Below are 25,004 nucleotides of genomic sequence, written 5' to 3'. Positions count from 1 at the left end.
CAAGCACGGGGCCTGCGGTCATCGGCGGGCGTGCCGGACAACGACTGGCGGCAAGCACGGAGCCTGCGGTCATCGGCGGGCGTGCCGGACAACGACTGGCGACAAGCACGGGGGTGGCGGGCAGGGCCGGTGGATAGACATGGGGGCCTGCGATCGCGGGCGGGCATGACCGGTCGACGGCTGGCGACAGGCATGGGGGTGGCGCGCAGGGCCGGTGGATAGACAAGGGTGCCTGCGGTCGTCGGCGGGTGGCCGGTCGACGGCCGGTCGCAGGCACGGGGTGGCGGCAGGGCCGGTGGATAGACATGGGGGCCTGCGGTCGTCGGCGGGTGGCCAGTCGACGGCCGGCGGCAAGTATGGGGGTGGCGGGCAGATGCGGTGGCCAGGCGCGGAGGCCTGCGGTCGTCGGCGACGGGCGTGGCCGGTCGCCGGCTGGCAGCAGGCATGGGGCTGGCGGGCAGGGGCGGTGGCCAGGGGCGGTGGCCAGGCATGGAGGCCTGCGGTCAGCGGCGGGCGTGGCCGGTCGACGGCTGGCGGCTGGCGGCTGGCGGCTGGCGGCTGGCGGCTGGCGGCTGGCGGCTGGCGGCTGGCGGCTGGCGGCTGGCGGCGCAGGATGGGCGGCCTGCGGCAAGGAGGCAGCTAGCGCCGCTGGCAGTGGCTGGTGGTGAGGGAGCCGCCTGTGACCGGCCGCCGACGAGAGGCGGCTGAAGGGCCGCTGGCCGGTGGCGGCGGGCAGCGGGCGCGGCCGGCGGCGGCGGGCGGCGGCCGGCGACTGTGGCTGTGGCTGTGGCTGGCGGCCGTACTGGTCGCTGGTGCTGGTGCTGGTGCTGGTGCTGGTGCTGGTGCTGGTGCTGGCGGCAGCCTGGTGCCTGGTGCCTGGTGCCTGCTGGCTGTGCCTGGCGCCTGGCGCCTGGTGCCTGCTGCCTGCTGGCTGGTGGCTGGTGGCTGGTGGCTGGTGGCTGGTGGCTGGTGGCCAGCATGGGAGCACGGCCACTGCTGGGCGGAAACCCCAAGTAACCGCCGGGGACACATACCCGTAGCACCCTCGTAAGAGATGGTGACGGAATGCGCCGGGATGGCAGCAGTTGGTGGAGATCGGGGAAGCTCGGGCGGGAGCGCTCTCTCGGGTGAGACGACCGTGTGACAACGATATGTCTACTTCTTGAATTCAAGCCTTGACGTCAAGGCTCGGGCGAGCTTGACTCTGAGTAGGCCTACTCGGGCCCTCACGTCAAGGAGTCACCAGATGTCCGTTTCACCAACTCGTCTCGTCGGCCTCGGTATCGCCGTGTCGGCCCTGGCTGTTTCGCTGGTCGCCTGTGGATCGGACGACGGCGGCTCCGACTCGGCCGGCGGTTCGGGCGGCAAGAAGATCGCCCTGCTGCTGCCGGAGTCCAAGACCACCCGGTACGAGGCCCTCGACCGGCCGCTGTTCACCGAAGCCCTCAAGGCCGCCTGTGCCGACTGCGAGCTGATCTACAGCAACGCCGACCAGGACGCCGCCAAGCAGCAGACGCAGGCCGAGGCCGCGCTGACGCAGGGCGCCAACGTGCTCGTGCTCGACCCGGTCGACGGGAAGGCCGCGGCCGCGGTCGTCGCCTCCGCCAAGGGCCAGAACGTGCCCGTCATCGCCTACGACCGGTTCATCGACGGCGCGAACTACTACGTCTCGTTCGACAACGAGACCGTCGGCAAGCTGCAGGCGCAGACCCTGGTCGACATCCTGAAGGCGGCCGGCAAGACCTCCGGCAACCTGGCCATGATCAACGGCGCCCCGACCGACCCGAACGCGGCCGACTTCAAGAAGGGCGCGCACAGCGTGCTCGACACCAGCGGCTACAAGGTCGCCGCCGAGTTCGACACCCCGGACTGGAGCCCGGACAAGGCCCAGGCCTGGATGGAAGGCCAGCTCAGCGCGATCAAGAACGGTCTCGTCGGCGTGTACGCCGCCAACGACGGCACCGCCGGTGGCGCCATCGCCGCCCTCAAGGGTGGCGGCGTGAACCCGCTCCCGCCGGTCACCGGTCAGGACTCCGAGCTCGCCGCGATCCAGCGGATCGTCGCCGGTGACCAGTCGATGACCATCTACAAGGCCGTCAAGCCGCAGGCCGAGGCCGCCGCGAAGGCCGCCGTCGCGCTGGCCGGTGGCGGGCAGCCCGAGGCGACCGGTGACTTCAAGGGCGTGAAGTCCACGATCCTCGACCCGATCGCGGTCACCAAGGCCAACATCAACGACACTGTGGTCAAGGACGGCATCTACAAGGTGACCGACATCTGCACCGCGTCGTTCGCGACCGCCTGCACGGCCGCCGGCCTCAAGTAAGGCAGCCCAGCCCCGGTGGGCGCCCCTGGCTCTGAGGAGGCCAGGGGTGCCGCCGGGGTCACGGCCGTGAACGAACCTCTCAGGAGCTGAATCGATGACTGTCACACCCACCCCCGTCGGGACCGGCACCGTGCTGGCACTACGGGGCGTCTCCAAGCGCTTCGGCGCTGTCCAGGCCTTGAAGAACATCGAGCTGGACGTCCGTGCCGGCGAGGTGCTCGCCCTGGTCGGTGACAACGGCGCCGGCAAGTCGACGCTGGTCAAGACCATCGCCGGCGTCTACACCGCCGACGACGGCACGATGGTGTTCGACGGGCAGGAGGTACGGGTCGGCAGTCCGGCCGAGGCTCAGCAGCTCGGCATCGCCACCGTCTTCCAGGACCTGGCCCTGTGCGACAACCTCGACGTGGTCGCGAACCTGTACCTCGGGCGCGAGCTGCGCAAGGGCAAGGTGCTCGACGAGGTCGAGATGGAACGCTCCTCCTGGGAGCTGCTGCGCCAGCTGTCCGCGAAGATCCCGAGCGTCCGGATCCCGGTGGCCAGCCTGTCCGGCGGACAGCGGCAGACCGTCGCGATCGCGCGCAGCCTGCTCGGCCAGCCCAAGGTCGTGATGCTGGACGAGCCGACCGCCGCGCTCGGCGTGGCCCAGACCGCCGAGGTGCTGAACCTGGTCGAGCGGCTGCGCGAACGCGGCCTCGCGGTCATCCTGATCAGCCACAACATGGCCGACGTGATGGCGGTGGCCGACCGGGTCGCCGTACTGCGCCTGGGCCGCAACAACGGCGTCTTCAACGTCAGCGAGACGAAGTCGCAGGACATCATCGCCGCGATCACCGGCGCCACCGACAACGCGGTCTCCGAGCGCGCGGCGCGCCGGATCCGGCAGGAAGGTTCCGCATCATGAGCACCCCGGTCGACGGATCGAAAGCTCCCGTGCAGGACTCCGTGCCGGAGGCGCACGAGGCGGCGGCGCTGCCCGCCGACCTGCAGGACGAGCGCCTGATCGCCAGCAACGGCCTCAGCGGAGCGGTCTCCGCCTTCACCTCGCGGCTACGCACCGGTGACCTGGGCTCGGTCCCGGTGGTGGTCGGGCTGATCATCATCTGGGCGGTCTTCCAGATCTCGAACAGCAACTTCCTGTCCAGCCGCAACCTGGTCAACCTGACCCTGCAGACCACCTCGGTCGGGGTCATTGCCCTGGGCATCGTTCTGGTCCTGCTGCTGGGCGAGATCGACCTGTCCGTCGGTTCCGTCAGCGGCTTGGCTGCCGCGGTGCTGGGCGTGACGTTCGTGAACAAGGGCTGGCCGCTGCTGGTGTCGCTGGTCCTCGCCGCGGTGATCGGCCTGATGATCGGCTTGTTCTACGGCGCGCTGTACACCCGGTTCGGGGTGCCCAGCTTCGTCATCACACTGGCCGGCCTGCTCGGTTTCCTCGGCCTTCAGCTGCTGGTGCTGGGCAAGGAAGGCACGCTGAACATCCCGTTCGACTCGGCCATCGTCAAGTTCGCCACCCAGAGCTTCCTGTCGCCCGCGCTCGCCTACGGGCTGGTCGTGGTGGTCGTCGCGGTCTACACCCTCAGCCGCCTGCGCAACCGAGGCGCCCGTGCGGCGGCCGGGCTGTCCGCGGCGCCCACCACGATGATCGGGATCAAGGCCGGCGCGCTCGCGCTGGTGCTGCTGATCCCGGTCCTGGTGCTGAACGGCGACCGCGGTGTCTCGTCGATGTTCCTGTTCTTCGTCGTCCTGGTGCTGGCCACCGACTTCATGATCCGGCGGACCCGCTGGGGCCGTTCGGTGGTCGCGGTCGGCGGCAACGTCGAGGCCGCCCGGCGGGCCGGTATCAACGTCCGGTTCATCTACCTGTCGGTCTTCGCGGCCTGCTCCACCTTCGCCGCCGTCGGTGGCATCCTGGCCGCCGCCCGGCTGATCGCGGTGAACCAGAGCAGCGGTGGCGCGGACACGAACCTGAACGCGATCGCCGCCGCCGTCATCGGCGGGACCAGCCTGTTCGGCGGCCGCGGTTCGGCGTACTCGGCACTGCTCGGCGCGCTGGTGATCATGTCGATCTCCAACGGCCTGGCGCTGCTCAGCCTGGACTCCAGCGTCCGCTACATGGTGACCGCGGGCGTGCTCCTGGTCGCCGTGACGATCGACTCGCTCAGCCGCCGCAGCCGTCAGGCGCACGGCAGGGCCTAGCTGCGTCACTCCCCTAGACCGGCGGGTTGCTGCTTGACCCCTGCATCGGCAGCAGCCCGCCGTACCAAACGCCGGAGGCGTGACAAGGCAACACAGCAAACGCCGGAGGCGTGACAAAGCAACACAGCCAGCAACGGACCGCGACTCCCCCGCCCGGGAGTCGCGGTCCGTTGCTCGTTCAGAGAGCTTTCTACACCGCGTTGACTGCTCGGGTCGCCACCAGGGCACCACGCCGTACGGCGTGCTCCAGCGCCCAGCGGCGGGCCGCGAAGTCTGCCGACGGGAGCGAGATCGCGACCGAGGCCAGTACGACGCCCGCCGACGACCGGACCGGCGCGGCCAGGCAGGACAGGCCGTCCTGGAACTCGCCGATCTCCAAGGCCACGCCGGAGCGGCGGACCTTATCGAGGTGGGTCTCGAGGGTCGGGCGATCGGTCATCGTGCTGGTCGTGCACTGCCGCAGGCCGACCCGGTCGAGGTAGGAGCCGCGCGCCTGCTCACTCATCGCCGCCAGCATCACCTTGCCGAAGGCGGTCGCGTGGGTGGCCTCGTGGAACCCGATGTCGAGCACCTGCACCCGCGGGCGCCGTTCGGAGTCGACGACGTGCGCGATCACGACGTCCACCTCGCGGTACACCGCGTAGTACGCCGCCGCGTCGGCCTCCAGGTGCAGACGCCGTACGGCGGACGCGATCAGCGGCGGCACCTCGAGCTGCCGCTCCAGCCCCTGCTCGAGCAGGCGGACCCGGTAGCCGAGGCCGTAGCGGTGGTCCTGGGCGAGGTGCACCAGGTAGCCGGACTCGGTCAGCGTCGCCAGCAGGTGGTACGCCGAGGGCAGTGCGAGCTGGAGGTGCGCGGCGATCTCCTTGGCGGTGACACCGTCGCGGCTGGCGGCCACGAACTCCATCGCCTTCAGCGCACGCGACACCGACTGCACGGTCCCGGCCGCGGGCGTGGCAGCCATCGCCGGCGGGTCGAACGGGTGCGCGGGCATGCTCACCCTCACAGAGTGCCCTGAATTCAGAGCCGGCGCACCGCCTGACCGCGCGGCCCGATCGCCTACCACCCGGCCGCCTTCACTCGGCCGCCTGGTACTGGGCCGGCTGGAACTGGGCCGGCTGGAACGGCGCCGACTGCTGCTGGGCCGACTGGTGCTCGGCCTGGGGCTCAGCCGCCTGGTCGACACCAGCAGGCCGCGGCAGCCCGTACCGCACACTCAGCAGCCCTCGGCACAGCCCCGAGTTCCCCTCGATGCTGATCCGAGTGGTCTTGGCCATCCGCAGCTGCAACGGCAGATCCACCGCAGTGATCGGAGTCCCGTCGTCCTGGACCAGCAGAGCGGCCTCGGGTCCGTGGTCCAGGCCCAGGTCGTCCCGGCGGCGCAGCAGACGCTCCAGCTCCACCTTCGAGTCCAGCGCCGCGTCGGCCTCCCCCAGGGTGGTGTCGGCGAGCGTCAGCATGGTCCAGCCGGCCTTCAGGAGGCGGCTGGCTACCTGTTCCTGGCAGGCCCGGTGGGCCTTGCGGCGGAAGGTCCGGCGGAGCTCCTCCAGCTCGCCGTCCGCCAGGCCCGGGAAGGAGCCCTCGAAGCCCCGGGACGCGGCGACGCCGTTGTTGATCTCGTCGGAGGCGAAGTGGTCCTCCAGCCGGACGACCACCTTCCGTACGCCGGGCACGGCCGCCACCGCGTCGTACGCGTCGGCGACCATCAGGTAGGCGAAGTTCGGCGCGCAGAAGTACGTCGGCAGCCGCAGCTCGACCTCGACGGCGCCTTCAACAGACGACACCCCGGCGACGAACCCGAGATCCGTGACCGGCGCGTCGAGCTCGGGGTCCCGGACCGTTCCCAGCGCGGTCCACAACTCCTCGGCGACCCCGTCGGGCCGCGTAAACACCTCAGGTCCCAGCACACCGGCCTCGCCGGCGACGGCACCCATCACGCCACCGACACCGGTTCGGAGCCGACGGCGCCGTCGGCCGACTCGGGCAGGCGCAGCTCGGCCGGTACGTCGATGTCGTACAGCTTGGCCGCGTTCAGCCCGAGGATCTTCTTCTTCGCCTCGACCGTGAGGTCCGGGTACTCGGTCAGCTCCGCCGGGTAGGAGAAGTCGACGAACCGCTCGATCAGCCAGGCCGGCGTCCAGATCGCGTAGTCGCTGGCGAACGTGATCCGGTCCTCGCCGATCCAGTACAGCAGCTCACCGATGATCTGCGCGAAGTACTTCGGACGGCTGTGGATGAACGGCATCGCGACCGCCAGACCGCCGTACACATTGGGTTCCTGCGTCGCGATCCAGCAGAAGTCCTCCAGCCGGGGCAGGCCGACGTGCTCGACGATGAAGTTCAGCCCCGGGAACGCCGACGCGACGTCGTCCACGTCCGCGACGTCGAAGGCGTCCCGGTTCAGCGGGTAGATCGTGGGGCCCTTGTGGATGTGGACGTTCTTGATCCCGAGCTCCTCGCAGCGCTCGAGGTACCGGTACGACCACGGGTCGGTCAGCTTCCAGCCCTTCGAGTCGCCCTTCCACTCCGCCGTGTAGAGCTTGACGCCCTTGAGGTTCCACCGCTCCGAGAGCTCGGACAGCTTGTCCAGCCCGGCCTCACCGTCGCGCGGGTCCCAGGCCCCGTTGACGATGAACTTGTCCGGGTGCTTCTCGGCCAGCGCGCCGTCCTGCTCGGTGGTGTTGAACCCGTTGACGTAGAAGTCGGTCAGGTACGTCGGCTGGAAGATCGCCCGGTCGACGTACCCGTCGGTGAACAGGTCCTTGAGGATCCGCTCCTCGGACTGCTTGTGGAACTCCTCCAGCGTCCACACCTTGTCCGCCGGCGACAGGTTGCGGTGGTAGTCGTAGAAGCAGTTGATGAAGCCCTCGCCGTACCGGTTCGCCTGGTTGGCCGGGGTCGCGTCCCACGCGTGCACGTGGCTGTCCACGATGAAGTAGCTGTTGCCGTCCTTGCTGTACATGGTGGTGCTCCCTCAGCTCGTCAGACTGTGCTAGCTAGTGAGAATGGCGCGGCCGCCGGGAACCCGGCCGCCGTCCAGGTCGTCCAGCGCGGTCAGCGCGTCGTTCAGCGTGTACTGCTTGGTCGCGAGCCTGACCCGGCCCTGCGCGGCCAGCTCCATCAGGTCGGCCAGGTCGTTGTACGAGCCGACCAGGTTGCCGACCACGTTGATCTCGCGGGAGATCACGTCGATGGTCGGGACGTCGACCTTGCCGCCGTACCCGATCACGAAGTACGAGCCGGAGTTGCGCGTCATCGCGACGCCGTCGGCCTCGGTGCCGTTCTCGCCGACGAAGTCGAGCACCACCTGGGCGCCCTCGCCGCTGGTCTGCTCGAGCACCTGCTCGACCTGGCTGCCGTCGCTCAGCACGGTCGAGTGCGCGCCGAGCGCGATCGCCTTGTCGAGCACTTCCTGCGACCGGTCGACGACCGTCACCCGCGACGGCGTCATCGCGACCAGGCACTGCAGCCCGATGTGTCCGAGGCCGCCGGCCCCGATCATCACGACCCGGTCCGCCGGGTGCAGCAGCGGGACGGCCTTACGGACCGCGTGGTACGCCGTGAGGCCGGCGTCGGCCAGTGCCGCGACGTCGGCCGGCGCGAGCCCGTCGTCGAGCTTGACGATCGAGCGGACCGACGTCCGGAGGTACTCGGCCATGCCGCCGTCGGTGTCGATCCCCGGGAAGCGGGAGTCGGCGCAGTGCACGTCGTCACCGGCCCGGCAGGCGCGGCAGAGTCCACACGTCACCAGCGGGTGGAGGATCACCTTGTCGCCCGGCGCGACGGTCGAGACCGCGGCGCCGACCTCCTGCACGGTCCCCGCGTTCTCGTGGCCGATCACGTACGGCAGCTCGACGCCGGACTTCTCGGCCCACTGGCCTTCGATGATGTGCAGGTCGGTCCGGCAGACGCCCGCGGCGTCGACCTTCACGATCACGTCCAGTGGTCCCTGCAGAACCGGGTCGGGGATGTCGTCGAGGGTGGGTGGTTTGCCGTACTCGTGGACGCGCACTGCCTTCACCGTGGCCACAACCTTTCGGGGTCTGCGATGGTGGATCTGATGGTGTCGGCGCGGCACGGCGTACCGGAAGGGGCGTTATCGCCTTCCGATAACCGCCCGCCCGGGCACAATGGCGGCCATGAGCACACGCAGGCCGCCGATCAAGGCGCAGGCCACCTCCGAGGACCAGTCGGTCACCACGCTGGAGCTGTTCTTCGACCTGGTCTTCGTCTTCGCGCTGACCCAGGTCACCGCGTTGATGGCGCACGACCTGACCTGGGCCGGAGCGGTCCGCGGGGTGCTGCTGATCGGGCTGCTGTGGTGGAGCTGGATCGGGTTCTCCTGGGTCTGCAACCTGGTCAAGGCCGATGAAGGCTCGATCCGGACCGTGATGCTGCTGGCGATGGGCGCGATGTTCGTGATCGCGCTCGCCATCCCGGAGGCGTTCCACGACCTGCCGGGCGGGCTGCCGGGGCCGGTGGTGATCGCGATCGCGTACTTCGTGTTCCGGGCGATGCATCTGGTGCTGTTCTGGCTGATCGCGGACGGCGACAAGACGCTGCGCCGTACGCTGCTCCGCTTCGCCCCGGCGATGCTGGCCGGTACGGCGTTGCTGCTGATCGCGTCGCAGTTCCACGGCCGGACCCAGACGCTGTTCTGGGCGGCCGCACTGGCCGCCGACTACGGCGGCACCTACCTGATCGACGCGCGCGGCTGGCGGCTGCGCTCGGCCGGCCACTTCGCCGAGCGGCACGGGCTGATCGTGATCATCGCGCTGGGCGAGTCGATCGTCGCGATCGGCGTCGGCGTCACCGATCTCCCGATCTCCTGGCCGATCATCATCGCGTCGATGCTCGGGTTGGCGATCGCGGCGGCGCTGTGGTGGATCTACTTCGACGCGACCGTGCACTACGGCGAGCAGGCGCTCGCGGCCGAACCGCACGAGACCCGGCCGAAACTGGCCCGGGACGCGTACACGTTCCTGCACTTCCCGATGGTGGCCGGCATCGTGCTGCTCGCGCTCGGGCTGAAGAAGGTGCTCGAGTACGTCGGCGACACCGAGCACCACCACCTCGACGACCCGCTGAAGGGCGTCGGCCTGTACGCGCTGTTCTTCGGCGTCGTGTTCTACCTGCTCGGCCACGTCGGGTTCAAGTACCGGACAACGAGCTCGGTCGGGTGGAGCCGGCTGATCACGGCCGCGCTGTGCGTGATCGCGGTGTTCGCGCTGGCGAAGGTCCCGGCGCTCGGACAGGTCGGCGTACTGGCGGCGCTGCTGGCCGGGCTGGTCGCGTTCGAGTCGGTACGGTTCGCCCGCGAGCGGGACGAGCTCAGGCACGGACATTCGAGCTAGCTGAAGGTTTCCCGCGCCGCGGCGGCTCCTAGGCTGCGGCGCGTGAAGCTCGTAGCAGACCAGCAGGAGTTGGCCGCCGGCGTCGGGTGGGTCGCCAAGGGACTCCCCCACCGAACCAGCACCCCGGTCCTGCTCGGGCTGTACTTTTCTGCCGGCTTCGCCAATACGACGGTCGCCGGGACCGACCACGCGATGGCTGCCGAGGTGGTGCTGAACTGCCAGGTCGATGCCGAGGGCACCTGTTTGGTGCCAGGGCGCATGCTCGCGGAGATCACCAAGCTCCTACCGCCGGGTCCGGTCGAGCTGACCGCCGCCGACGACCGCTTCGTCGTGCGCAGCGGGGGTGCTGTCTATTCGCTGCCGCTCCTGCCGGTGGCCGACTACCCGACGAACACCGCCCACCGAAGCCAGGCACCGCTCGTAGCCGAGCCAAGCCCAGCACCGCTCGTAGCCGAGCCAAGCGAAGGCGGGGGCGACGCGGCCTCCTCCCCCTCCCCCCGTTCAGCGGTTGATGCTGGTGAGTTCGCCGTGGCGGTGGGGCAGGTGGGGGTTTCTGCTGCTCGGGACGACGTGGTGCCGGCGTTGGCGGGGATCAATCTCAGTTTCTCCGGGGACACCGTCGAACTGGCGAGCACCGATCGGTATCGGCTGGGGATCGCTCGGGTTGAACTGACCGAGCCGGTGGAGGCGTTCGACGTACTGGTGCCTGCGAAGACGTTGGGTGAGTTGTCGCGCGCGTTCGCCGCCGACGGTGGGCAGGTGTTGCTGTCGCTGGCCGACGAGACTCTGCTGCTGCGCAACAACGAACGGTCAGCCTGGGTGCGCACGCTCAGCGGCCCGTACCTGCCGTACCGGCGAATCGTCCCCGACGAGACCCCCATCAGCGCGACCGTTGACCGGATCGCGTTGCGGGACGTGGTGAAGCGGCTGAGCGTGGTCGCCGACGGGATGACGCCGATCTGGCTCGAGTACGGCGAACGCTCGGTCCGCGTCTACGCCGGATCCGGCGACGACGCGTCCGGCGCCGAGACGCTGCCGATCACCGGCTCAGGCGATCCGCTGACGGTCGCCTTCACCGGGCAGCTGCTGTTGGACGCCATCAACTCGTTCGCGACCGAGCAGCTCACCATGTCGTACACAGGCGGCCGCAAGCCCGCCGTACTGACCGGCGGGCAGAGCTACCTGCACGTGATCACCCCACGCCTACTGCCCCAATAACAGGACGAGGTCCCACCCGAAGCGGGTGGGACCTCGTACCAAAAGAACTACTCAGGCAGTAGCAGCCGTGAGATCGACCTTGGGCTCGGCGAAGTGACAGGCAGCCGTGTGGCCGTCCGTCGAGCGGGGCTTGATCTCCAGCAGCGGCTCCTGGGTGGCGCAGATGTCCTCCGCCTTCCAGCACCGGGTGCGGAACCGGCAGCCGCTCGGCGGGTCGATCGGCGACGGGACGTCCCCGACCAGCCGGATCCGCTCCTTCGGCGGGACACCACGGATGGTGCCCAGGTCCGGAGCGGCCGACAGCAGCGCCTGCGTGTACGGGTGCTGCGGAGCGGTGTAGATCTGCTCCCGCGGGCCCTGCTCGACGATCTTGCCCAGGTACATCACGGCGACGGTGTCGCAGAAGTGCCGGACCACACCGAGGTCGTGCGCGATGAAGACGAACGCGATGCCGAGATCGCGGCGCAGGTCCTCCATCAGGTTCATCACCTGCGCCTGGATCGACACGTCGAGCGCGGAGACCGGCTCGTCGGCGATGATCACCTCGGGCTCGACCGCGAGCGCGCGGGCGATGCCGATCCGCTGACGCTGACCGCCGGAGAACTCGTTCGGGTAGCGGTTGTGGTGCTCGGGGTTCAGGCCGACCCGCTCCAGCAGCTCCTGGACGCGGTCGAGCTCCTTGCCCTTCTTCACCAGGTTGTGCACCCGCAACGGCGTACTGATGATGTTGCTGACCGTCTGCCGCGGGTTCAGCGAGCTGTACGGGTCCTGGAAGACGATCTGCAGCTCCCGGCGGAACGGGCGCAGGTCCTTCTCCTTCAGCCGGGCGATGTCGGTGCCCTTGAAGAGGATCTGGCCGGCCGTCGGGGTGAGCAGCCGGGTGATCATCCGGCCGGTGGTCGACTTGCCGCAGCCGGACTCGCCGACCAGGCCGAGGCTGCCGCCCGGCGCCAGGTCGAAGCTGACGCCGTCGACGGCCTGAACCACCTTGCGGGTCCGGCCCAGCCCGGCGGCTTCCTTGATCGGGAAGTGCATCTTGAGGTCGCGGACCTGCAGCAGCGGCGTGGTGGCCGCGGCCGGCGTACTGTCCTGCACGGGATTGCTCATCTCTCTCCTCAGCCCAGTCTCGGTGCGACCTCGGCCTCGTAGATCGAGGCCTTGTCGTGCAGGTGGCAGCGGGACGTGTGCGCGCCGGCGCCGTCGACCGGCAGCAGCTCGGGAAGCTCGGTGGTGCAGCGCTCGCCCTTGACCCGCTCCGTGTAGGGGCAGCGGGGGTTGAACGAGCAGCCGCCGGGCAGGTTCAGCAGGCTCGGCGGCAGCCCCTTGATCGGGCGCAGCCGCTCGCTGGCCGCCGACACCGTCGGGATCGACTCCAGCAGACCCCAGGTGTAGGGCATCCGGGGCTGGGCCAGCACGTCGGCGGCGGTGCCGTACTCGACGCAGCGCCCGGCGTACATCACCAGGACGTCGTCGGCCATCTCGGCGACCACGCCCAGGTCGTGGGTGATCAGCACGATCGCCGAGCCGAACTCCTTCTGCAGGTTGTTCAGCAGGTCCAGGATCTGCGCCTGGACGGTGACGTCGAGCGCGGTGGTCGGCTCGTCGGCGATCACCAGCTTCGGGTCGTTGACCAGACCCATCGCGATCATCGCGCGCTGCCGCATCCCGCCGGAGAACTCGTGCGGGTACTGCTTGTACCGGCGGACCGGGTTCGGGATGCCGACCAGGTCGAGCATCTCCAGGGCGCGCTTCTTGGCGACGTCCTTGGAGACCTTGTGGTGCACCAGGTACGCCTCGGAGATCTGGTTGCCGACCGTGTAGAGCGGGTGCAGCGAGGACTGCGGGTCCTGGAACACCATCGAGACCGCGTCGCCGCGGATCTTCATCAGGTCGTTCTCGGGCAGTCCGACCAGCTCGTCGCCGCCGAGCTTGATCGAGCCGGTGATCTGGGTCCGCTTGCGGTCGTGCAGGCCCATCACGGCCATGCTGGAGACCGACTTGCCCGACCCGGACTCGCCGACGATCGCCAGCGTCCGGCCCAGCGGTACGGCGTACGACAGGCCGTTCACCGCGCTGACCAGGCCGTCCGCGGTCGGGAACTTGACCGCCAGGTCGGTGACCTCGAGGTACGGCGTCTCGCCGCTCGGGTTGAGCGATCCCTGCCGGCGCTCGCGGGTCGCGATCGACGGCCCGCGCTTGGCGTCCGCCGTACCGGCGCCCACGGTGCTCGCACCGCCGCCGGCTGCACTGTCGCTCACGTTCGAGCCTGCCTCTCCGCTGCCGCCAGTCTTCCCCGGCTCGTTGATGGGTGTGCTCATGCCAGCCTCACCCGCGGGTCGACGAGGCTGTAGGCGACATCGACCAGGAAGTTCATCGCCACCAGGATCACCGAGGAGACCAGCACCGTCCCCATGATCACCGGCAGGTCGTAGTTCTGCAGGCTGTCCAGGACCAGGTTCCCCAGGCCCGGCAGGTCGAAGATCCGCTCGGTGAAGATGGCGCCCGCCAGGCTGGCGGCCACGTCGAGACCGAAGATCGTGATGACCGGGATCAGGCCGGAGCGCAGCGCGTGCTTGTAGGTGACCTTCCGGTCCGACAGGCCCTTGGCGCGCGCGGTCCGGATGTAGTCCTCGCTGAGGGTCTCGACCATCGAGCCGCGCGAGTAGCGCGCGTACTGCGTGCAGTTGTAGATCCCCAGCACCAGCCACGGTGTGAGTAACCCGACGAACCACTTGGCCGGGTTGTCCGAGAACGGCGTGTAGCCGCCCCGGGGCAGGATCGGGTAGAGCACCGTCAGGTACAGCGAGATCATCAGCGCGACGATGTAGTACGGGACCGAGCTGAGGATCAGGGTGCTGCTCATCAGCGCCCGGTCCCCGATGGTCCCCCGTCTCTTCGCAGCCATCGAGCCCACGAAGACACCAACGGTCAGAACGATGACGGCGTACCCCGCGATCAGCGAGACGGTCACCGGCATCCGGGTGGACAGCATCTCCGTCACCGGCCGGTCGTTCTTGAACGAGTAGCCCAGGCAAGGCGCCTTGCACTCGGTGACGACGCCGGACGTCTCGAAGGTCCGCCCGGCGAAGATGCCCGCCGTGTACTCGGCGAACTGCTGCACCTTGGGCTTGTCCAGGTGCAGGTTCTTCTTGATTTCTTCGTACCGCTGCTGGGTGCAGTTGCGGTCGCCACAGATCGCCGCGGCCGGATCCGTCGGCGCGACGAAGAACAGCGTGAAGGTCGCGATCAACGTGACCAGCACGACACTGAGCGCGCTGACGAAGCGGCGCGCCACGAAGTAGAGCACGAGGGATTCTCCTCACCGATCGGGGTGGTGACCGGACCGAGGTCCGGCCACCACCCCACCATCAGATGATCAGGTTGCGATCAGGCCGCAGTCCGGATCAGGGCTGCTTCAGGTACATCGAGGTGAACTCGGGCAGGCCCTGGGTCGGGTCGTTGACGACGTGGCCCAGGTTCTTCCCGATCGGGAACGAGCTGGCGGTGTAGTAGAGCGGAAGCACCGGCAGGTAGTCCTGCAGGATCTTCTTGTCGAGCTTGCTCCACTCCTTCAGCTGCTCGTCCGGACCGAGCGCGGACACGCGGTCGATCTCCTTGTCCAGCTCGGGGACCTGCAGCTGGCCGACGCTGTTGCCCAGCTTGATCGCGTCGGAGCGGAACAGCACCGGGAACCAGCTGGTGCCGCTCGGCCAGTCGGAGCACCAGCCGGCCGGGGTCTTGCCGATGTTGACCGGCGCGTCCTGCTTACCGGTCAGGGTGCGGATCTGGGCCTTCGGAACGCCGATCGCCTTGACCTTGAAGCCGGCCGCGGTGAACACCTGGGTCCGCAGCTGGTTGACCTGCGTGGCGATCTTGTCGTCGTTCTGGTAGTACCAGCTGAGCTCGAAGTTCTCCTTGCCGAGCTCCTTCAGCGCGCCCTTGACCTCTTCCGCGATCGCGGGGTCGGACGCGCCCTTACCGGTACCGGTGAGGCCCGGCAGCTCGTACTTCTCGTAGCCGGGAACCGCCGGCGGCAGAATCGTCGAGGCCGGGATCGCGCTGTCCGGGCTCAGGCCGGCGACCTTGCGCCACTCGTCGTACGGGTACGACTTGGCAATCAGCTTGCGGACCTCCAACGGGATCCGCCGGGAGTCCATCGTGTACATCTGGTTGCACGGCTGGCCACCGCGGATGATCTGCGCCTGGTCCTTGACCTCAGGGATCAGCGAGACGTCCAGGTCGGAGTAGTTCAGCGCGCTCGCGTCCGGACCGGAGCTGGCCAGCACCTGGCGCTGCACCTTGATGGTGTCCTGGGCGAACTTGAAGTCGAACTTGTCCGGGTACTGGTGCCGCACCGGGTCGCTGTTGGCGTCCCAGTTCGGGTTCTTGACCAGCTTCAGCTGCGAACCGGGGCTCAGCTGCTCGACCATGTACGGGCCGGTCGCCATCGGCTTGAGCTGGTAGTTCTTCTGGTTGTCCTTGGCCTTCGGGATCGGCGTGAACATCGGGAACGCCGCGTAGTACGGAAGGTCGTCGAACTTCTTCGCCAGGTGGATGATCAGCGTCGACTCGTCCGGCGTCTCGACACCGGCGTAGTTGTCACCGTCGGCGAACGGGCCCTTGTAGGTCTCGCCGTCCTTGAAGAACTGGGTCTGGTACTTCGGTCCGGCGTCGAAGATCTCACCGGCGAAGGAGCGCTTGATCGCGTACGCGTAGTCGGCGGCCTTGACCGGCGTGCCGTCCATGTACTTGATGCCCTGCTTGAGCTTGAACGTCCAGGTCAGGCCATCGGCGGACTTGGTGCCCAGGTCCTCGGCGAGGTCCGGCACCAGGGTCGGCTTCTGGTCCTTGTCGTCCAGCTTGTACTGGGTCAGCGACCGGTACATCAGCTTGGCGATCTGGTTGCCGTCGGTGTAGTAGATGTCCGTCGGGTCGAACGTGTCCGGCGTGACGTCGGACAGCACCGTGACGGTGCCGCCCTTCTTGGCGCCCTCGACCTCCGGCGCCGGGCCCTTGAGGGTCGGGTCGGTGGCCTTCTCCTGCGCCGTGCCCGCGTCGCCCGTGTTGTTGTTGCCGGCACCACTGTTCGACGACGGGCTTCCGCACGCGACCGCGGCCATCATGACCGTCGCCGCGACAGCGGTGATCCGTTTCCACTGCATTGTCGTGTTTCTCCTTTTCTGCCGCTGGGGCAACGCCGGCATTACCGGCGAGTCTTGGGGTCGAAGGCATCCCGCACCGCATCGCCCAGCAGCGCGAGCGCCAGGACGAGGGCGGTGATGCCGAGGACGGGGAGCCACAGGTAGAGCGGGTCCGCCTTGAACCAGTTGGTCGCGGTGGCGATCGTCTGCCCCCACGACGGGATCGGCTCGATCAGCCCGACCCCGAGGAAGGACAGGCCCGCTTCCGCGGTCACGTAGGCCGGCAGCGACAGCGATGCCGAGATCACGATCGGGGCGACCAGGTTGGGAAGCAGTTCCTTGAACAGCACCTGCCGGGTGGGAACACCGATCGCCTTGGCGGCGAGCACGAACTCACGCTCGCGCAGGGACAGCACCTCGCCGCGGATGATCCGGGCCAGGCCGGCCCAGCCGAAGAACGAGAGCACGAAGATCAGCACGAAGAAGCGGGTCGAGGCCTGCTCGTCCGGGGTCAGGTTGAAGCTGCCGCCGCGCAGCGACTCCACGATCGGCACCATCGCGATCGCGAACAGCAGGTACGGCAGGCTCAGCACGAAGTCGATGAGCCAGGAGATCACCCGGTCCACCCAGCCGCCGAGGAAGCCGGCCAGCAGGCCCATCACGACTCCGACGACGGTGCCGAACAGGGTCGCGACGAAGGCGACGATCAGCGACGGGCGGGCGCCGTACACCCAGCGGGCGAAATTGTCCCGGCCGGTCTTCGGCTCGACCCCGAACCAGTGGTCGGCGGTCGGTCCACTCACCGGGAACCCGTAGGCGTCGACCAGGTCGGTCTGGAAGGTGCCGATGTCACCGCCCTCGAGCTTGGCCAGCAGCGGGGCGAAGATCGCGACCAGGATGAAGAACAGCACGATGCACGCGCAGATCACCGCGAGCTTGTCCTTGCGCAGCCGCTCCATCGCGATCCGCGTCGGCGATTTCCCGTGCGCCACACTCGGGTCGCGTACGGGCTCCGCCGACGCCGGGTGGTCCTCGACACCTACGGTCGAGTCGGGTGAACCGATGCTCATTCGCACTCCGTCAGCTCTGTCAGCCAGATTCCGGGATGGACCGGCCACGGTCTGTAGATCGGGCCGGGCCCAGGGTCGTACCACTTGTTGCAGCCGAAACGCCTTGACAACCACCGGCGGCACAACCGCGCGCTAGCCTGCCCGACACTCCGGTGCGTTGCCAGCGGCTTCCGGCAGCAGTGTACAAATCGTTACCGGAACGAGTACCAGGGCGGTACATTTGGAACGAATGCTCACGCTACGCAACTGTTTGTCCACAATTTGCGGCGGCACAGCACCGACAATGGCCATTTTGTGCCAGATTGTCACAGACAGTGCAGAAAGTTGATCGCTCAGTCGACCACTACGCAGAGTGAGCATCGACGGTGCGTGCCAGCTCCACCTGGCGCCCGAGCTCGATCACGCCCGGCTGGTAGCCGATCGCGGCCATCGCGTCGATCCCGGCCGCGAGCACCCCGAGCCCTTCGTCGCCGTGGCCGGACCGCACCGCGAGCCACGCCCGACCCATGCACAACTGGACCTCTCCCCAGGGATCCGGCCGGGCGGCGAACACTTCGGCGGCCTGGTCGAGCAGCTTCGCCGCCGCGGTGAAGTCGCCGCGCAGTACCAGCGCCCGGGCCTCGACGACGTCCACGTGCGCCCGGCCGAGGTCGTCGCCGATCCGGCCGACGATCTCGCCGGCCTCCGCCACGATCTCCTCCAGCTCGGCGAGGTGCTCGGCACCTTGTCCCGGGCCGCTGCTCAGGTCCTGGGCGAACAGCACCAGCCGGATGGCATGGATCCTCGTTCCCGCCGGGCTGACGGCCCGGAGCCGCCGTCTGACGTCGAGCGCCTCGGAGGTCCGCCCGGTCGCTCTGAGGCCCACGCTGAGTTGGTCCAGAGCCCGTGCCTGGGCCGCCGCCGGGTCGGCGCACCGGTCGGACAGGGCGAGAATCCGATCGGCCGCCTCGATCGCGCCTTCGTAGTCGGCTGCCTCGGTAGCCGCGTAGGCGACCTGTGCCAGCGCGGCCGCCTGCCGTTCGGGGTTGCCGGTGCGCTCGGCGGCCGCCAGCGCGCGGCGCCCGATCTCGCGCGTGACCTCCAGGGGCGCGTTGCCCTGCGCCACCGCGCCGAACCTGCGCTGGAGGACCTCGGACTCGATCTCCGGATCCGTGGCGCTGGTTGCGGCGTCCGCCACGGCGAGCACCTCCTCACGCAGCTCGCGAAGGTCCCGGACCATGAGGAAGTCGTCCAGGCGCATCGCCAGCATCGCGGCCAGCCGCGGCCGGCTGGACGCGAGACCGACCGCTGCCGCCATCACCGGCGCCTCGATCTCCAGCCAGTCGGCCCCGGCGGCCGCCGCCCGGTCCGTGTCCTCGAGCGGCCGTCCCTCGCCGGCGTCGAACTCCATCCGCCGCGTGACCATCGGCCCGATCTCCTCGTCAGCGATCGCCAGCAGCCGCAGTACCGCCTGCAGGTACCGGGTCTCGACGGTCTCGCGATCGGGGTAGGTGTCCAGCTCCTCGACCGCCCGGGCGCGGACGAGCGCGTGCAGGCCGTACGTCGATGGGCTGGTCCGGCGCGGCTGGACCAGGCCGAGAGCCACCAATTCGACCAGAACCGCCCGGGCTGCTCGCTCGTCCAGATCGAGCAGTGGAGCCGCGACCCAGGCCGAGAACTCGTCCGCACCGACCAGCGCGAGACAGCCGAAGAGCCGCCGCGCCGTCTCCCCCGCCGTACGGAGGGTCAGGTCGAGGCTGGCTCGTACGGCGCGATCGCCGGCCACCAGGTAGTCGAGCCGGCTGGACTCGTCGGCCAGGGACTTGACCACCTCGGCCACGTCCTCGCGGATCAGGCTGAGTCGGGCCCCGACGATGCGCAGCGCGAGGGGCAGGCCGACGCAGTAGCCGACGATCTCCTGCAGCTCATCGGCCGGACGACCGGACAGTGCGGCGAGCAGGTCCGCACTCGTGGCGTGGTCGAGCGGGCTGATCTCGCGGTGGATCGCGTCCTCCAGACCCAGCAGCGGCCGCCGGGAGGTGACGACTACCGCGCACCGGCTGTCGGCCGGTAGCAGCGGGCGCAACTGCGCCGCGTCCGCCGCGTCGTCCAGGACCAGCAGCACCGCCTTGCCTGCCAGGGTGGACCGGAGCAGAGCCGACCTCTCCTCGACCGACTCGGGCAGGTTGTCCACGCCGAGCGAGCGGAGCAGCCGTCCGAGCAGGACGCCGGGCGGCACCGGCTCGCCGTTGACGTCCTGGAGCCTGGCGAACAGTTGGCCGTCGGGGAACTCCGCCGCCAAAGCGTGGCCCAAGCGCACGGCGGTCGCGGACTTGCCGGTGCCGGCGGCGCCGTACAGGGAGATGACCGTTGGCAACGAGGCGGGCTGCCGGGTGGGGGGCAGCGCGGCAGGTGCTTCGGTTGGATGCAGGGCTCCGGTGAGTGCTTCGATCGGGGGCAGCGCTCCGGTCGATGGCAGCGGTCGGGTCGGGCGCTGGGCTCCGGACGAACGCAGGGCTGCGGCCAGGGCTGGGACTGGGGTGCGCCGTATAAGTGCCGTCAACTCCGCCAGTACAGCGTCGCGGCCGACCAAGACGCCGATGTCGGCCGGGAGCTCGCGTGGGCCTGGTTCGGCGGCGCGGAAGTCCAGGGACTCGTCCTGGCGCAGGATGGCGACCTGGAGGTCGCGCAGCTGTGGTCCGGGCTCGACACCAAGCTCGTCGGAGAGGTGCCGCACCAGCTCGGCGTACGCCGCCAGCGCGTCGGTCTGGCGACCGGACCGGTACAGAGCAAGCATCTGGGCCTCGGCCAGCGACTCCCTGGTGGGCTGCTCGGCAGTGAGCTCGGCCAGCTCGGGGAGGAGCTCGCGGTGGCGCCCCAGTGCCAGCTCAGTGGTCAGGCGCAGCTCCTGCGCGGCCCAGCGGGACTCGTCGAGGCCGACGCACAGCCGTCGACGTACGGTCTCGGAAGCGACGTCGGCCAGGGCAGGGCCTCGCCAGAGCGCCAGTGCGTCCGTCAGGAGCTTCCGGCGTTGCTCCAGGTCGTCGAGCGGCTTGGCCTGCTCTACCAGCGCGGCGAACAGCTCCACGTCGGTGCGACCCCCGGCGCCCTCGATGGCATACCCGTGCGAGCCGTTGACCAGTCTGCTGTCACCGGTCGCCAGGACGCTCCGCAGACGGGACACGTAAACCTGGAGAGCGCGCTTGGGATTGCCGGGCTGTTCCTCCGGCCAGAGCAGCTCGATCAGGCGATCGGCGGGCACGGCCTTGCCGGACTCCAGCAGCAGGACGGCGAGCAGCAGACGCTCCTGCCGCCGCTTCAACTCGACCTGGTGCCCTTCCGCCCAGATCTGGACAGGACCAAGCAGTCGAAACTCCACGGCCCGCAGCGTAGTCCGGTGGTAAGGCCCCGGTAACAGCCCGCCCGCATCCTGTCCGCGCGACGCCCCACCGCCGCACTCCGCGCCCCACGGAAGAGGTCGATGCGCGTGCCCAGCCAATGGTTCACCGTCACAGCCGCCCTGACCCTCATCACCACCACCCTGCTCACCGGCAATCAGTTCCCCACCAACACCCCTGGCCGCTCCTGGTGCGGCACAGCAACAACCCCCCACGCCCACTGCCGCACCCCAGCCGCACCACGAACCCACCTCACCGCCCGAATCAAACCCCTCCGCCGCCGTCCATCAGGCACAGAACCCCTAACCGGCACACCGCCCAAACCCACCAGCCAATCCCCCTACACGGCCACTCTCAGAGCCACCATCCATTCCCCCTGCACGGCGACTCTCAGAGCCACCGTCCAGAACCCTGCGCCGCCGCCACCCAGCACCACCGACCAGAACCCTGCGCCGCCACCCAGCACCGTCAATCACAGGCGCGCGCCGGCGCCGTCTCACACCGTCAGGCGCGGTGCGGCGACCACGCCTCCCACCTGCCACCCCACCGGGATCTCTCCACACCAAGCCCCGGCCGCAGCGACATCAGCCACCCCGGACCTGCCCGGCCGCACAGCAGACGACCTGTAGCTGCTCGCCGGCGCCACCGTCACCCCACGCACTCGGGCGCGACGGGCCGACCAAGTCGCCAGCTGCACCCAAGTCACCCACCTGCAACCCCACAACGCCCCCTCCACACCCCACCCGGCCGCAGAGGCATCAACCACCGCAGACCTCCCCGGCCGCACAGCCGGCGACCTGAAGCCGCCCACCCGCCTGCGCCACCCCACTCCGTCGGGCGCGGTGCAGCGCCCACGCCTCCGACCTGCGTCCCCACCGGGTCCTCTCCACGCCACCACCCCACCGCAGCGGCATCAGCCACCCCGGACCTGCCCGGCCGCATGGCAGGCGAGCTGCAACTGCTCGCCCACGCCGCCGTCACCCTGCGCCTTCGGGCGCCGCGGGCCGACCACGCCGCCCAGCTGCGACCAGGCAGCACTGCTGCGCCCCACCGGGACCTCTCCACACCACCCGGCCACAGCGGAATCGACCACCGCAGAGCTGCCCGGCCGCAGCGTAGGCAGCCTGTAGCCGGACGTCCGCGCCGCCGCCAGCCGGCGCCTTCGGGCGCGCTGGGCCGACCAGGGCGCGCCCGACTGCGACCAGGCCGCCGACCTGCGCCCCCACGGCAAGCTCTCCACATCACCATCCACCCGCAGCGGCATCAGCCACCGCGGACCTGCCCGGCCGCACGGCAGGCAACCTGTAGCTGCTCACCCGCATCGGCGCTACCCGCACCCTCGGACGCGGCTGACCGACCAGGTCGCCCAGCTACGACCAAGTCCCCCACCTGCATCCCCACAACGACCTCGCCACACCAGCACCTCGGCCGCAGCGGCATCAACCACCGCAGACCCGCCCGCGGCGGCATCAACACCGCGGTTCTGTCCGGCGCACGGCAGGCGACCTCTAGCTGCTCACTCGCCCCCAGGCCGAGCACCCAGCCCGACCAGCTCAGTCCTGGCGGACGTTGACCGTGACGAACGGCGGCTTGACGACCTCAAACGCCTCCTGGCGTCCGCGGATGTCGACCGTCACCTGGTCGCCTTCCTTGACGCCGGCGTCGAGCAGCGCCAGCGCGATGCCCTTCTTCAGGGTCGGGGAGAACGTGCCCGAAGTGACCTCACCCAAAGCCCCCTCGGCCCCGCCGACGGTCATGTGCGGCCGCGGGATCCCCCGGCCAACAGCACGCAGGCCGCGGAGCACACGCTTCGGCCCGGCCTCCTTCTCGGCGCGCAGCGCGGCGTCGCCCCAGAAGTGCTCCTTCTTCCACCCGACGGCCCAGCCCGACCGCGCCTGCACCGGGGTGATCTCGGGCGAGATGTCCTGCCCGTGCAGTGGGTACCCCATCTCGGTCCGCAGCGTGTCCCGCGCCCCGAGTCCGGCCGGCACGATTCCGTACTGCTCCCCCGCGACCAGCAGCGCGTCGAACACGGCGACAGCAGCGTCGTTCGGTACGACGAGCTCGTAGCCGCGCTCGCCCGTGTAGCCCGTCCGGCACACCACAACCGGCGTACCGGAGAAGTCGGCGACGGCGAACGCCATGTAGTCGTGCCCCGTCGGCAGCCCGATCGCGGCGACGACGTCGTCCGAGTGCGTCCCCTGGACGGCGAGGATCGCGTAGTCGTCGTGGGTGTTGGTCACCACGACCCCGTCCGGCGCCTGCTCGGCCAGCCGGCGAACCACCTCGGCGGTGTTGGCCGCGTTCGGGATCAGGAACACGTCGTCGTCGGCGTGCAGGTACGCGATCAGGTCGTCGACGACGCCGCCGTCCTCGGCGCAGCACAGCGTGTACTGCGCCTGGCCCGGCCCGATCTTGCCCAGGTCGTTGGTCAGGCAGGAGTTCACGTACGCCGCGGCGCCCGGTCCCTTGACCGTCGCCTTGCCCAGGTGGCTCACGTCGAAGACGCCGACCGAGGTCCGGACCGCGGTGTGCTCGGCCACCACCCCGCCGTACTCCAGGGGCATCTCCCAGCCGCCGAACTCGGCGAACTTGGCTCCCAGGGCGACGTGCCGCTCGTGCAGCGGGGACTTCTTCAAGCTGGTCATGCAGCGGAACCTACCTGACGGTCCTGGCCGCGCGGGACAGCCCGATGGGGCAGGCTCGGTGGTGTGGCACGCATCTCGTGCCGCGCTCCCACGTAGCATGCTGACGCAGCATTCACGTACCGTCACGACCGGCGCACCTGCCATCCGGTCAAGGAGGACTGAGGATTTCGTGAGCACCATCACCCTGAGCAAGTCAGATGCGGCCGGCGTCAAGACCGACGTCGTCGTCATCGGTGTGGTCAAGCTCGACGGCGGCGTCGCGCTGCCGGCCGGCACCGAGTCGCTGAACGCCGCGTACGACGGCCGGCTGGTGGAGGTCCTGTCCGGGCTCGGAGCCACCGGCAAGGCCGGTGAGGTCACCAAGGTGCCCGGCCCGAAGACGGGCAAGTCGGCCACGCTGATCGCGGTCGGTCTCGGGGCCGCGCCGGACGGCGCGCTGAAGACCGAGGACCTGCGTACCGCCGCGGGCGTCGGCGTACGGGCCGCGAAGACCGCGCAGTCGGTCGCGTTCGCGCTGCCGACGCCGGACGCCGACTGCGTCCGCGCCGTCGCCGAGGGCGCCCTGATCGGCCGGTACTCGTTCAACGCCTACAAGTCCGAGGCCTCGACCGACGCCCCGGGCAACCTGACGCTGCTCACCGACCTGGCCCGCAACAAGGATGCCAAGGCCGCGCTGGAGCGCGCCCAGGTGGTCGCCGACGCGGTCCACCAGGTCCGCGACTGGGTGAACATGCCGCCCTCGGACCTGCACCCGGCCGAGTTCGCCGCGCACACGCAGAAGCTGGCCAAGGAGTACGGCGTCAAGGTCGAGGTGCTGGACGAGAAGGCCCTGGCCAAGGGCGGGTACGGCGGCATCCTCGGCGTCGGGCAGGGCTCGGACAACCCGCCGCGGCTGATCCGGCTCAGCTACACGCCGAAGAAGCCGGTGACGCACCTGGCGTTCGTCGGCAAGGGCATCACGTTCGACTCGGGCGGCCTGTCGCTGAAGACGGCGTCCGGGATGATCAGCATGAAGGCCGACATGGCCGGCGCGGCCGCGGTCGTCGGCGCGACGCTCGCGATCGCGCGGCTCGGGCTGCCGGTGCAGGTCACGACGTACGCCGCGATGGCGGAGAACATGCCGTCGGGCTCGGCGGCGCGGCCGTCCGACGTACTGACCATGTACGGCGGCAAGACCGTCGAGGTGCTGAACACCGACGCCGAGGGCCGGCTCGTGCTCGGCGACGCGCTGGTCCGCGCGTCCGAGGACGCCCCCGACCTGATCGTCGACGTGGCGACGCTGACCGGCGCCTGTGTCGTTGCCCTGGGCACCAAGGTGGCCGGTGCGTTCGCGAACACCGACACCGCCCGCGAGCGGGTCGTCGACGCCGCGATCGCGGCCGGCGAGGCGATGTGGCCGCTGCCGATCCCGTCGGAGATGCTCGACAAGCTGCGCTCGCACTCGAAGGTCGCCGACCTGGCCAACATCACCGGCGAACCCTGGGGCGGCGCCCTCGCCGCGGCCGCCTTCCTCGGCGACTTCGTTGCCGACGGCATCGACTGGGTGCACCTCGACGTCGCCGGCCCCGCCTTCAACGACGGCGGCCCGTCCGGCTACACCCCCACCGGCGGCACCGGCTACTCGGTCCGCACATTGGTAGAACTGGCCGCCGCGGCCAGCTGAGTTTGAGCTGCTGG

Annotated in this window: 18 protein-coding genes; 6 read left to right on the top strand and 12 right to left on the bottom strand. The window is 69.7% G+C overall.

The genetic code is table 11. From position 1 onward, the window contains the following. Positions 1–1,246: 1,246 nt before the first annotated feature. The 3 genes from ACLQ2O_RS29775 (at position 1,247) to ACLQ2O_RS29765 (ending at position 4,519) form a co-directional block, all read left to right on the top strand. Positions 1,247–2,323, top strand: coding sequence for a substrate-binding domain-containing protein (locus ACLQ2O_RS29775; protein WP_425837713.1), 1,077 nt, complete (start codon positions 1,247–1,249; stop codon positions 2,321–2,323). A 94-nt stretch (positions 2,324–2,417) separates the two neighbouring features. Beyond that, positions 2,418–3,227, top strand: a complete 810-nt coding sequence (locus ACLQ2O_RS29770) for an ATP-binding cassette domain-containing protein (protein ID WP_425837710.1) — start codon at positions 2,418–2,420, stop codon at positions 3,225–3,227. Next, a complete protein-coding gene (locus tag ACLQ2O_RS29765; protein WP_425837708.1) occupies positions 3,224–4,519 on the top strand; it encodes a sugar ABC transporter permease in 1,296 nt (431 codons plus the stop codon). Before ACLQ2O_RS29770 ends, ACLQ2O_RS29765 begins: the two co-directional genes overlap by 4 nt. A gap of 190 nt (positions 4,520–4,709) precedes the next feature. Here the strand turns inward: ACLQ2O_RS29765 and ACLQ2O_RS29760 are convergent, their stop codons facing one another. The 4 genes from ACLQ2O_RS29760 to ACLQ2O_RS29745 form a co-directional block, all read right to left on the bottom strand. Further along, the gene (locus ACLQ2O_RS29760; RefSeq protein ID WP_425837841.1) at positions 4,710–5,513 is read right to left on the bottom strand and encodes an IclR family transcriptional regulator; all 804 of its coding nucleotides are present in this window, start codon (positions 5,511–5,513) and stop codon (positions 4,710–4,712) included. A gap of 82 nt (positions 5,514–5,595) precedes the next feature. Beyond that, the gene (locus ACLQ2O_RS29755) at positions 5,596–6,453 is read right to left on the bottom strand and encodes an iron-sulfur cluster assembly protein (protein WP_425837705.1); all 858 of its coding nucleotides are present in this window, start codon (positions 6,451–6,453) and stop codon (positions 5,596–5,598) included. Further along, on the bottom strand, positions 6,453–7,481 hold the full coding sequence (locus ACLQ2O_RS29750) for an amidohydrolase family protein (RefSeq protein WP_425837701.1): 1,029 nt from the start codon (positions 7,479–7,481) through the stop codon (positions 6,453–6,455). The genes ACLQ2O_RS29755 and ACLQ2O_RS29750 overlap by 1 nt, the downstream gene beginning before the upstream one ends. Positions 7,482–7,511: 30 nt before the next feature. After that, on the bottom strand, positions 7,512–8,540 hold the full coding sequence (locus tag ACLQ2O_RS29745) for an NAD(P)-dependent alcohol dehydrogenase (protein ID WP_425837698.1): 1,029 nt from the start codon (positions 8,538–8,540) through the stop codon (positions 7,512–7,514). A gap of 118 nt (positions 8,541–8,658) precedes the next feature. Here ACLQ2O_RS29745 and ACLQ2O_RS29740 point away from each other — a divergent pair, with 118 nt between their 5' ends. Together ACLQ2O_RS29740 and ACLQ2O_RS29735 are read left to right on the top strand one after the other, a co-directional pair. After that, positions 8,659–9,873 carry a low temperature requirement protein A gene (locus tag ACLQ2O_RS29740; protein WP_425837696.1) on the top strand — a complete coding sequence of 405 codons (1,215 nt, stop codon included), beginning with the start codon at positions 8,659–8,661 and terminating at the stop codon, positions 9,871–9,873. Between the two features lie 42 nt (positions 9,874–9,915). After that, the gene (locus ACLQ2O_RS29735) at positions 9,916–11,091 is read left to right on the top strand and encodes a DNA polymerase III subunit beta (RefSeq protein ID WP_425837693.1); all 1,176 of its coding nucleotides are present in this window, start codon (positions 9,916–9,918) and stop codon (positions 11,089–11,091) included. Positions 11,092–11,142: 51 nt separating this feature from the next. On the opposite strand, the gene ACLQ2O_RS29730 is transcribed toward ACLQ2O_RS29735, so the two are convergent. The 8 genes from ACLQ2O_RS29730 to gcvT all read right to left on the bottom strand — a co-directional run bounded on the left by ACLQ2O_RS29730 (position 11,143) and on the right by gcvT (position 23,327). Then, positions 11,143–12,198 carry an ABC transporter ATP-binding protein gene (locus ACLQ2O_RS29730; protein ID WP_425837690.1) on the bottom strand — a complete coding sequence of 352 codons (1,056 nt, stop codon included), beginning with the start codon at positions 12,196–12,198 and terminating at the stop codon, positions 11,143–11,145. Between the two features lie 8 nt (positions 12,199–12,206). Beyond that, complete coding sequence (locus ACLQ2O_RS29725) at positions 12,207–13,409, bottom strand: ABC transporter ATP-binding protein (RefSeq protein WP_425837687.1); 1,203 nt, start codon at positions 13,407–13,409, stop codon at positions 12,207–12,209. Further along, the gene (locus ACLQ2O_RS29720; protein ID WP_425837684.1) at positions 13,406–14,398 is read right to left on the bottom strand and encodes an ABC transporter permease; all 993 of its coding nucleotides are present in this window, start codon (positions 14,396–14,398) and stop codon (positions 13,406–13,408) included. The genes ACLQ2O_RS29725 and ACLQ2O_RS29720 overlap by 4 nt, the downstream gene beginning before the upstream one ends. A 97-nt stretch (positions 14,399–14,495) precedes the next feature. Further along, on the bottom strand, positions 14,496–16,253 hold the full coding sequence (locus ACLQ2O_RS29715) for an ABC transporter substrate-binding protein (protein WP_425837681.1): 1,758 nt from the start codon (positions 16,251–16,253) through the stop codon (positions 14,496–14,498). A gap of 41 nt (positions 16,254–16,294) precedes the next feature. Then, complete coding sequence (locus ACLQ2O_RS29710; RefSeq protein WP_425837678.1) at positions 16,295–17,302, bottom strand: ABC transporter permease; 1,008 nt, start codon at positions 17,300–17,302, stop codon at positions 16,295–16,297. 343 nt (positions 17,303–17,645) lie between these two features. After that, positions 17,646–20,660, bottom strand: a complete 3,015-nt coding sequence (locus tag ACLQ2O_RS29705) for a BTAD domain-containing putative transcriptional regulator (RefSeq protein ID WP_425837675.1) — start codon at positions 20,658–20,660, stop codon at positions 17,646–17,648. A 932-nt stretch (positions 20,661–21,592) separates the two neighbouring features. Further along, on the bottom strand, positions 21,593–21,730 hold the full coding sequence (locus ACLQ2O_RS29700) for a hypothetical protein (protein WP_425837673.1): 138 nt from the start codon (positions 21,728–21,730) through the stop codon (positions 21,593–21,595). Positions 21,731–22,232: 502 nt separating this feature from the next. Continuing rightward, positions 22,233–23,327, bottom strand: coding sequence for a glycine cleavage system aminomethyltransferase GcvT (gene gcvT, locus ACLQ2O_RS29695; protein WP_425837670.1), 1,095 nt, complete (start codon positions 23,325–23,327; stop codon positions 22,233–22,235). A 169-nt stretch (positions 23,328–23,496) separates the two neighbouring features. Between gcvT and ACLQ2O_RS29690 the strand changes: the two genes are divergently transcribed. Then, positions 23,497–24,990 carry a leucyl aminopeptidase gene (locus tag ACLQ2O_RS29690; protein ID WP_425837668.1) on the top strand — a complete coding sequence of 498 codons (1,494 nt, stop codon included), beginning with the start codon at positions 23,497–23,499 and terminating at the stop codon, positions 24,988–24,990. The last annotated feature ends 14 nt before the right edge of the window (positions 24,991–25,004 follow it).

This window comes from Kribbella sp. DT2 (genome assembly GCF_049844575.1).
Lineage (GTDB): Bacteria > Actinomycetota > Actinomycetes > Propionibacteriales > Kribbellaceae > Kribbella.
The sequence above is the reverse complement of the archived record's forward strand: the minus strand, read 5'-3'. Positions and strand labels throughout refer to the sequence as shown.

Excerpts from the sequence above, each read along its gene's own strand:
- ACLQ2O_RS29715 (WP_425837681.1), bottom strand. The coding sequence starts at position 16,253 with ATGCAGTGGAAACGGATCACCGCTGTCGCGGCGACGGTCATGATGGCC.
- ACLQ2O_RS29750 (WP_425837701.1), bottom strand. The coding sequence starts at position 7,481 with ATGTACAGCAAGGACGGCAACAGCTACTTCATCGTGGACAGCCACGTG.
- ACLQ2O_RS29775 (WP_425837713.1), top strand. The coding sequence starts at position 1,247 with ATGTCCGTTTCACCAACTCGTCTCGTCGGCCTCGGTATCGCCGTGTCG.
- ACLQ2O_RS29765 (WP_425837708.1), top strand. The coding sequence starts at position 3,224 with ATGAGCACCCCGGTCGACGGATCGAAAGCTCCCGTGCAGGACTCCGTG.
- ACLQ2O_RS29730 (WP_425837690.1), bottom strand. The coding sequence starts at position 12,198 with ATGAGCAATCCCGTGCAGGACAGTACGCCGGCCGCGGCCACCACGCCG.
- ACLQ2O_RS29740 (WP_425837696.1), top strand. The coding sequence starts at position 8,659 with ATGAGCACACGCAGGCCGCCGATCAAGGCGCAGGCCACCTCCGAGGAC.
- gcvT (WP_425837670.1), bottom strand. The coding sequence starts at position 23,327 with ATGACCAGCTTGAAGAAGTCCCCGCTGCACGAGCGGCACGTCGCCCTG.
- ACLQ2O_RS29770 (WP_425837710.1), top strand. The coding sequence starts at position 2,418 with ATGACTGTCACACCCACCCCCGTCGGGACCGGCACCGTGCTGGCACTA.
- ACLQ2O_RS29710 (WP_425837678.1), bottom strand. The coding sequence starts at position 17,302 with ATGAGCATCGGTTCACCCGACTCGACCGTAGGTGTCGAGGACCACCCG.
- ACLQ2O_RS29725 (WP_425837687.1), bottom strand. The coding sequence starts at position 13,409 with ATGAGCACACCCATCAACGAGCCGGGGAAGACTGGCGGCAGCGGAGAG.
- ACLQ2O_RS29755 (WP_425837705.1), bottom strand. The coding sequence starts at position 6,453 with ATGGGTGCCGTCGCCGGCGAGGCCGGTGTGCTGGGACCTGAGGTGTTT.
- ACLQ2O_RS29760 (WP_425837841.1), bottom strand. The coding sequence starts at position 5,513 with ATGCCCGCGCACCCGTTCGACCCGCCGGCGATGGCTGCCACGCCCGCG.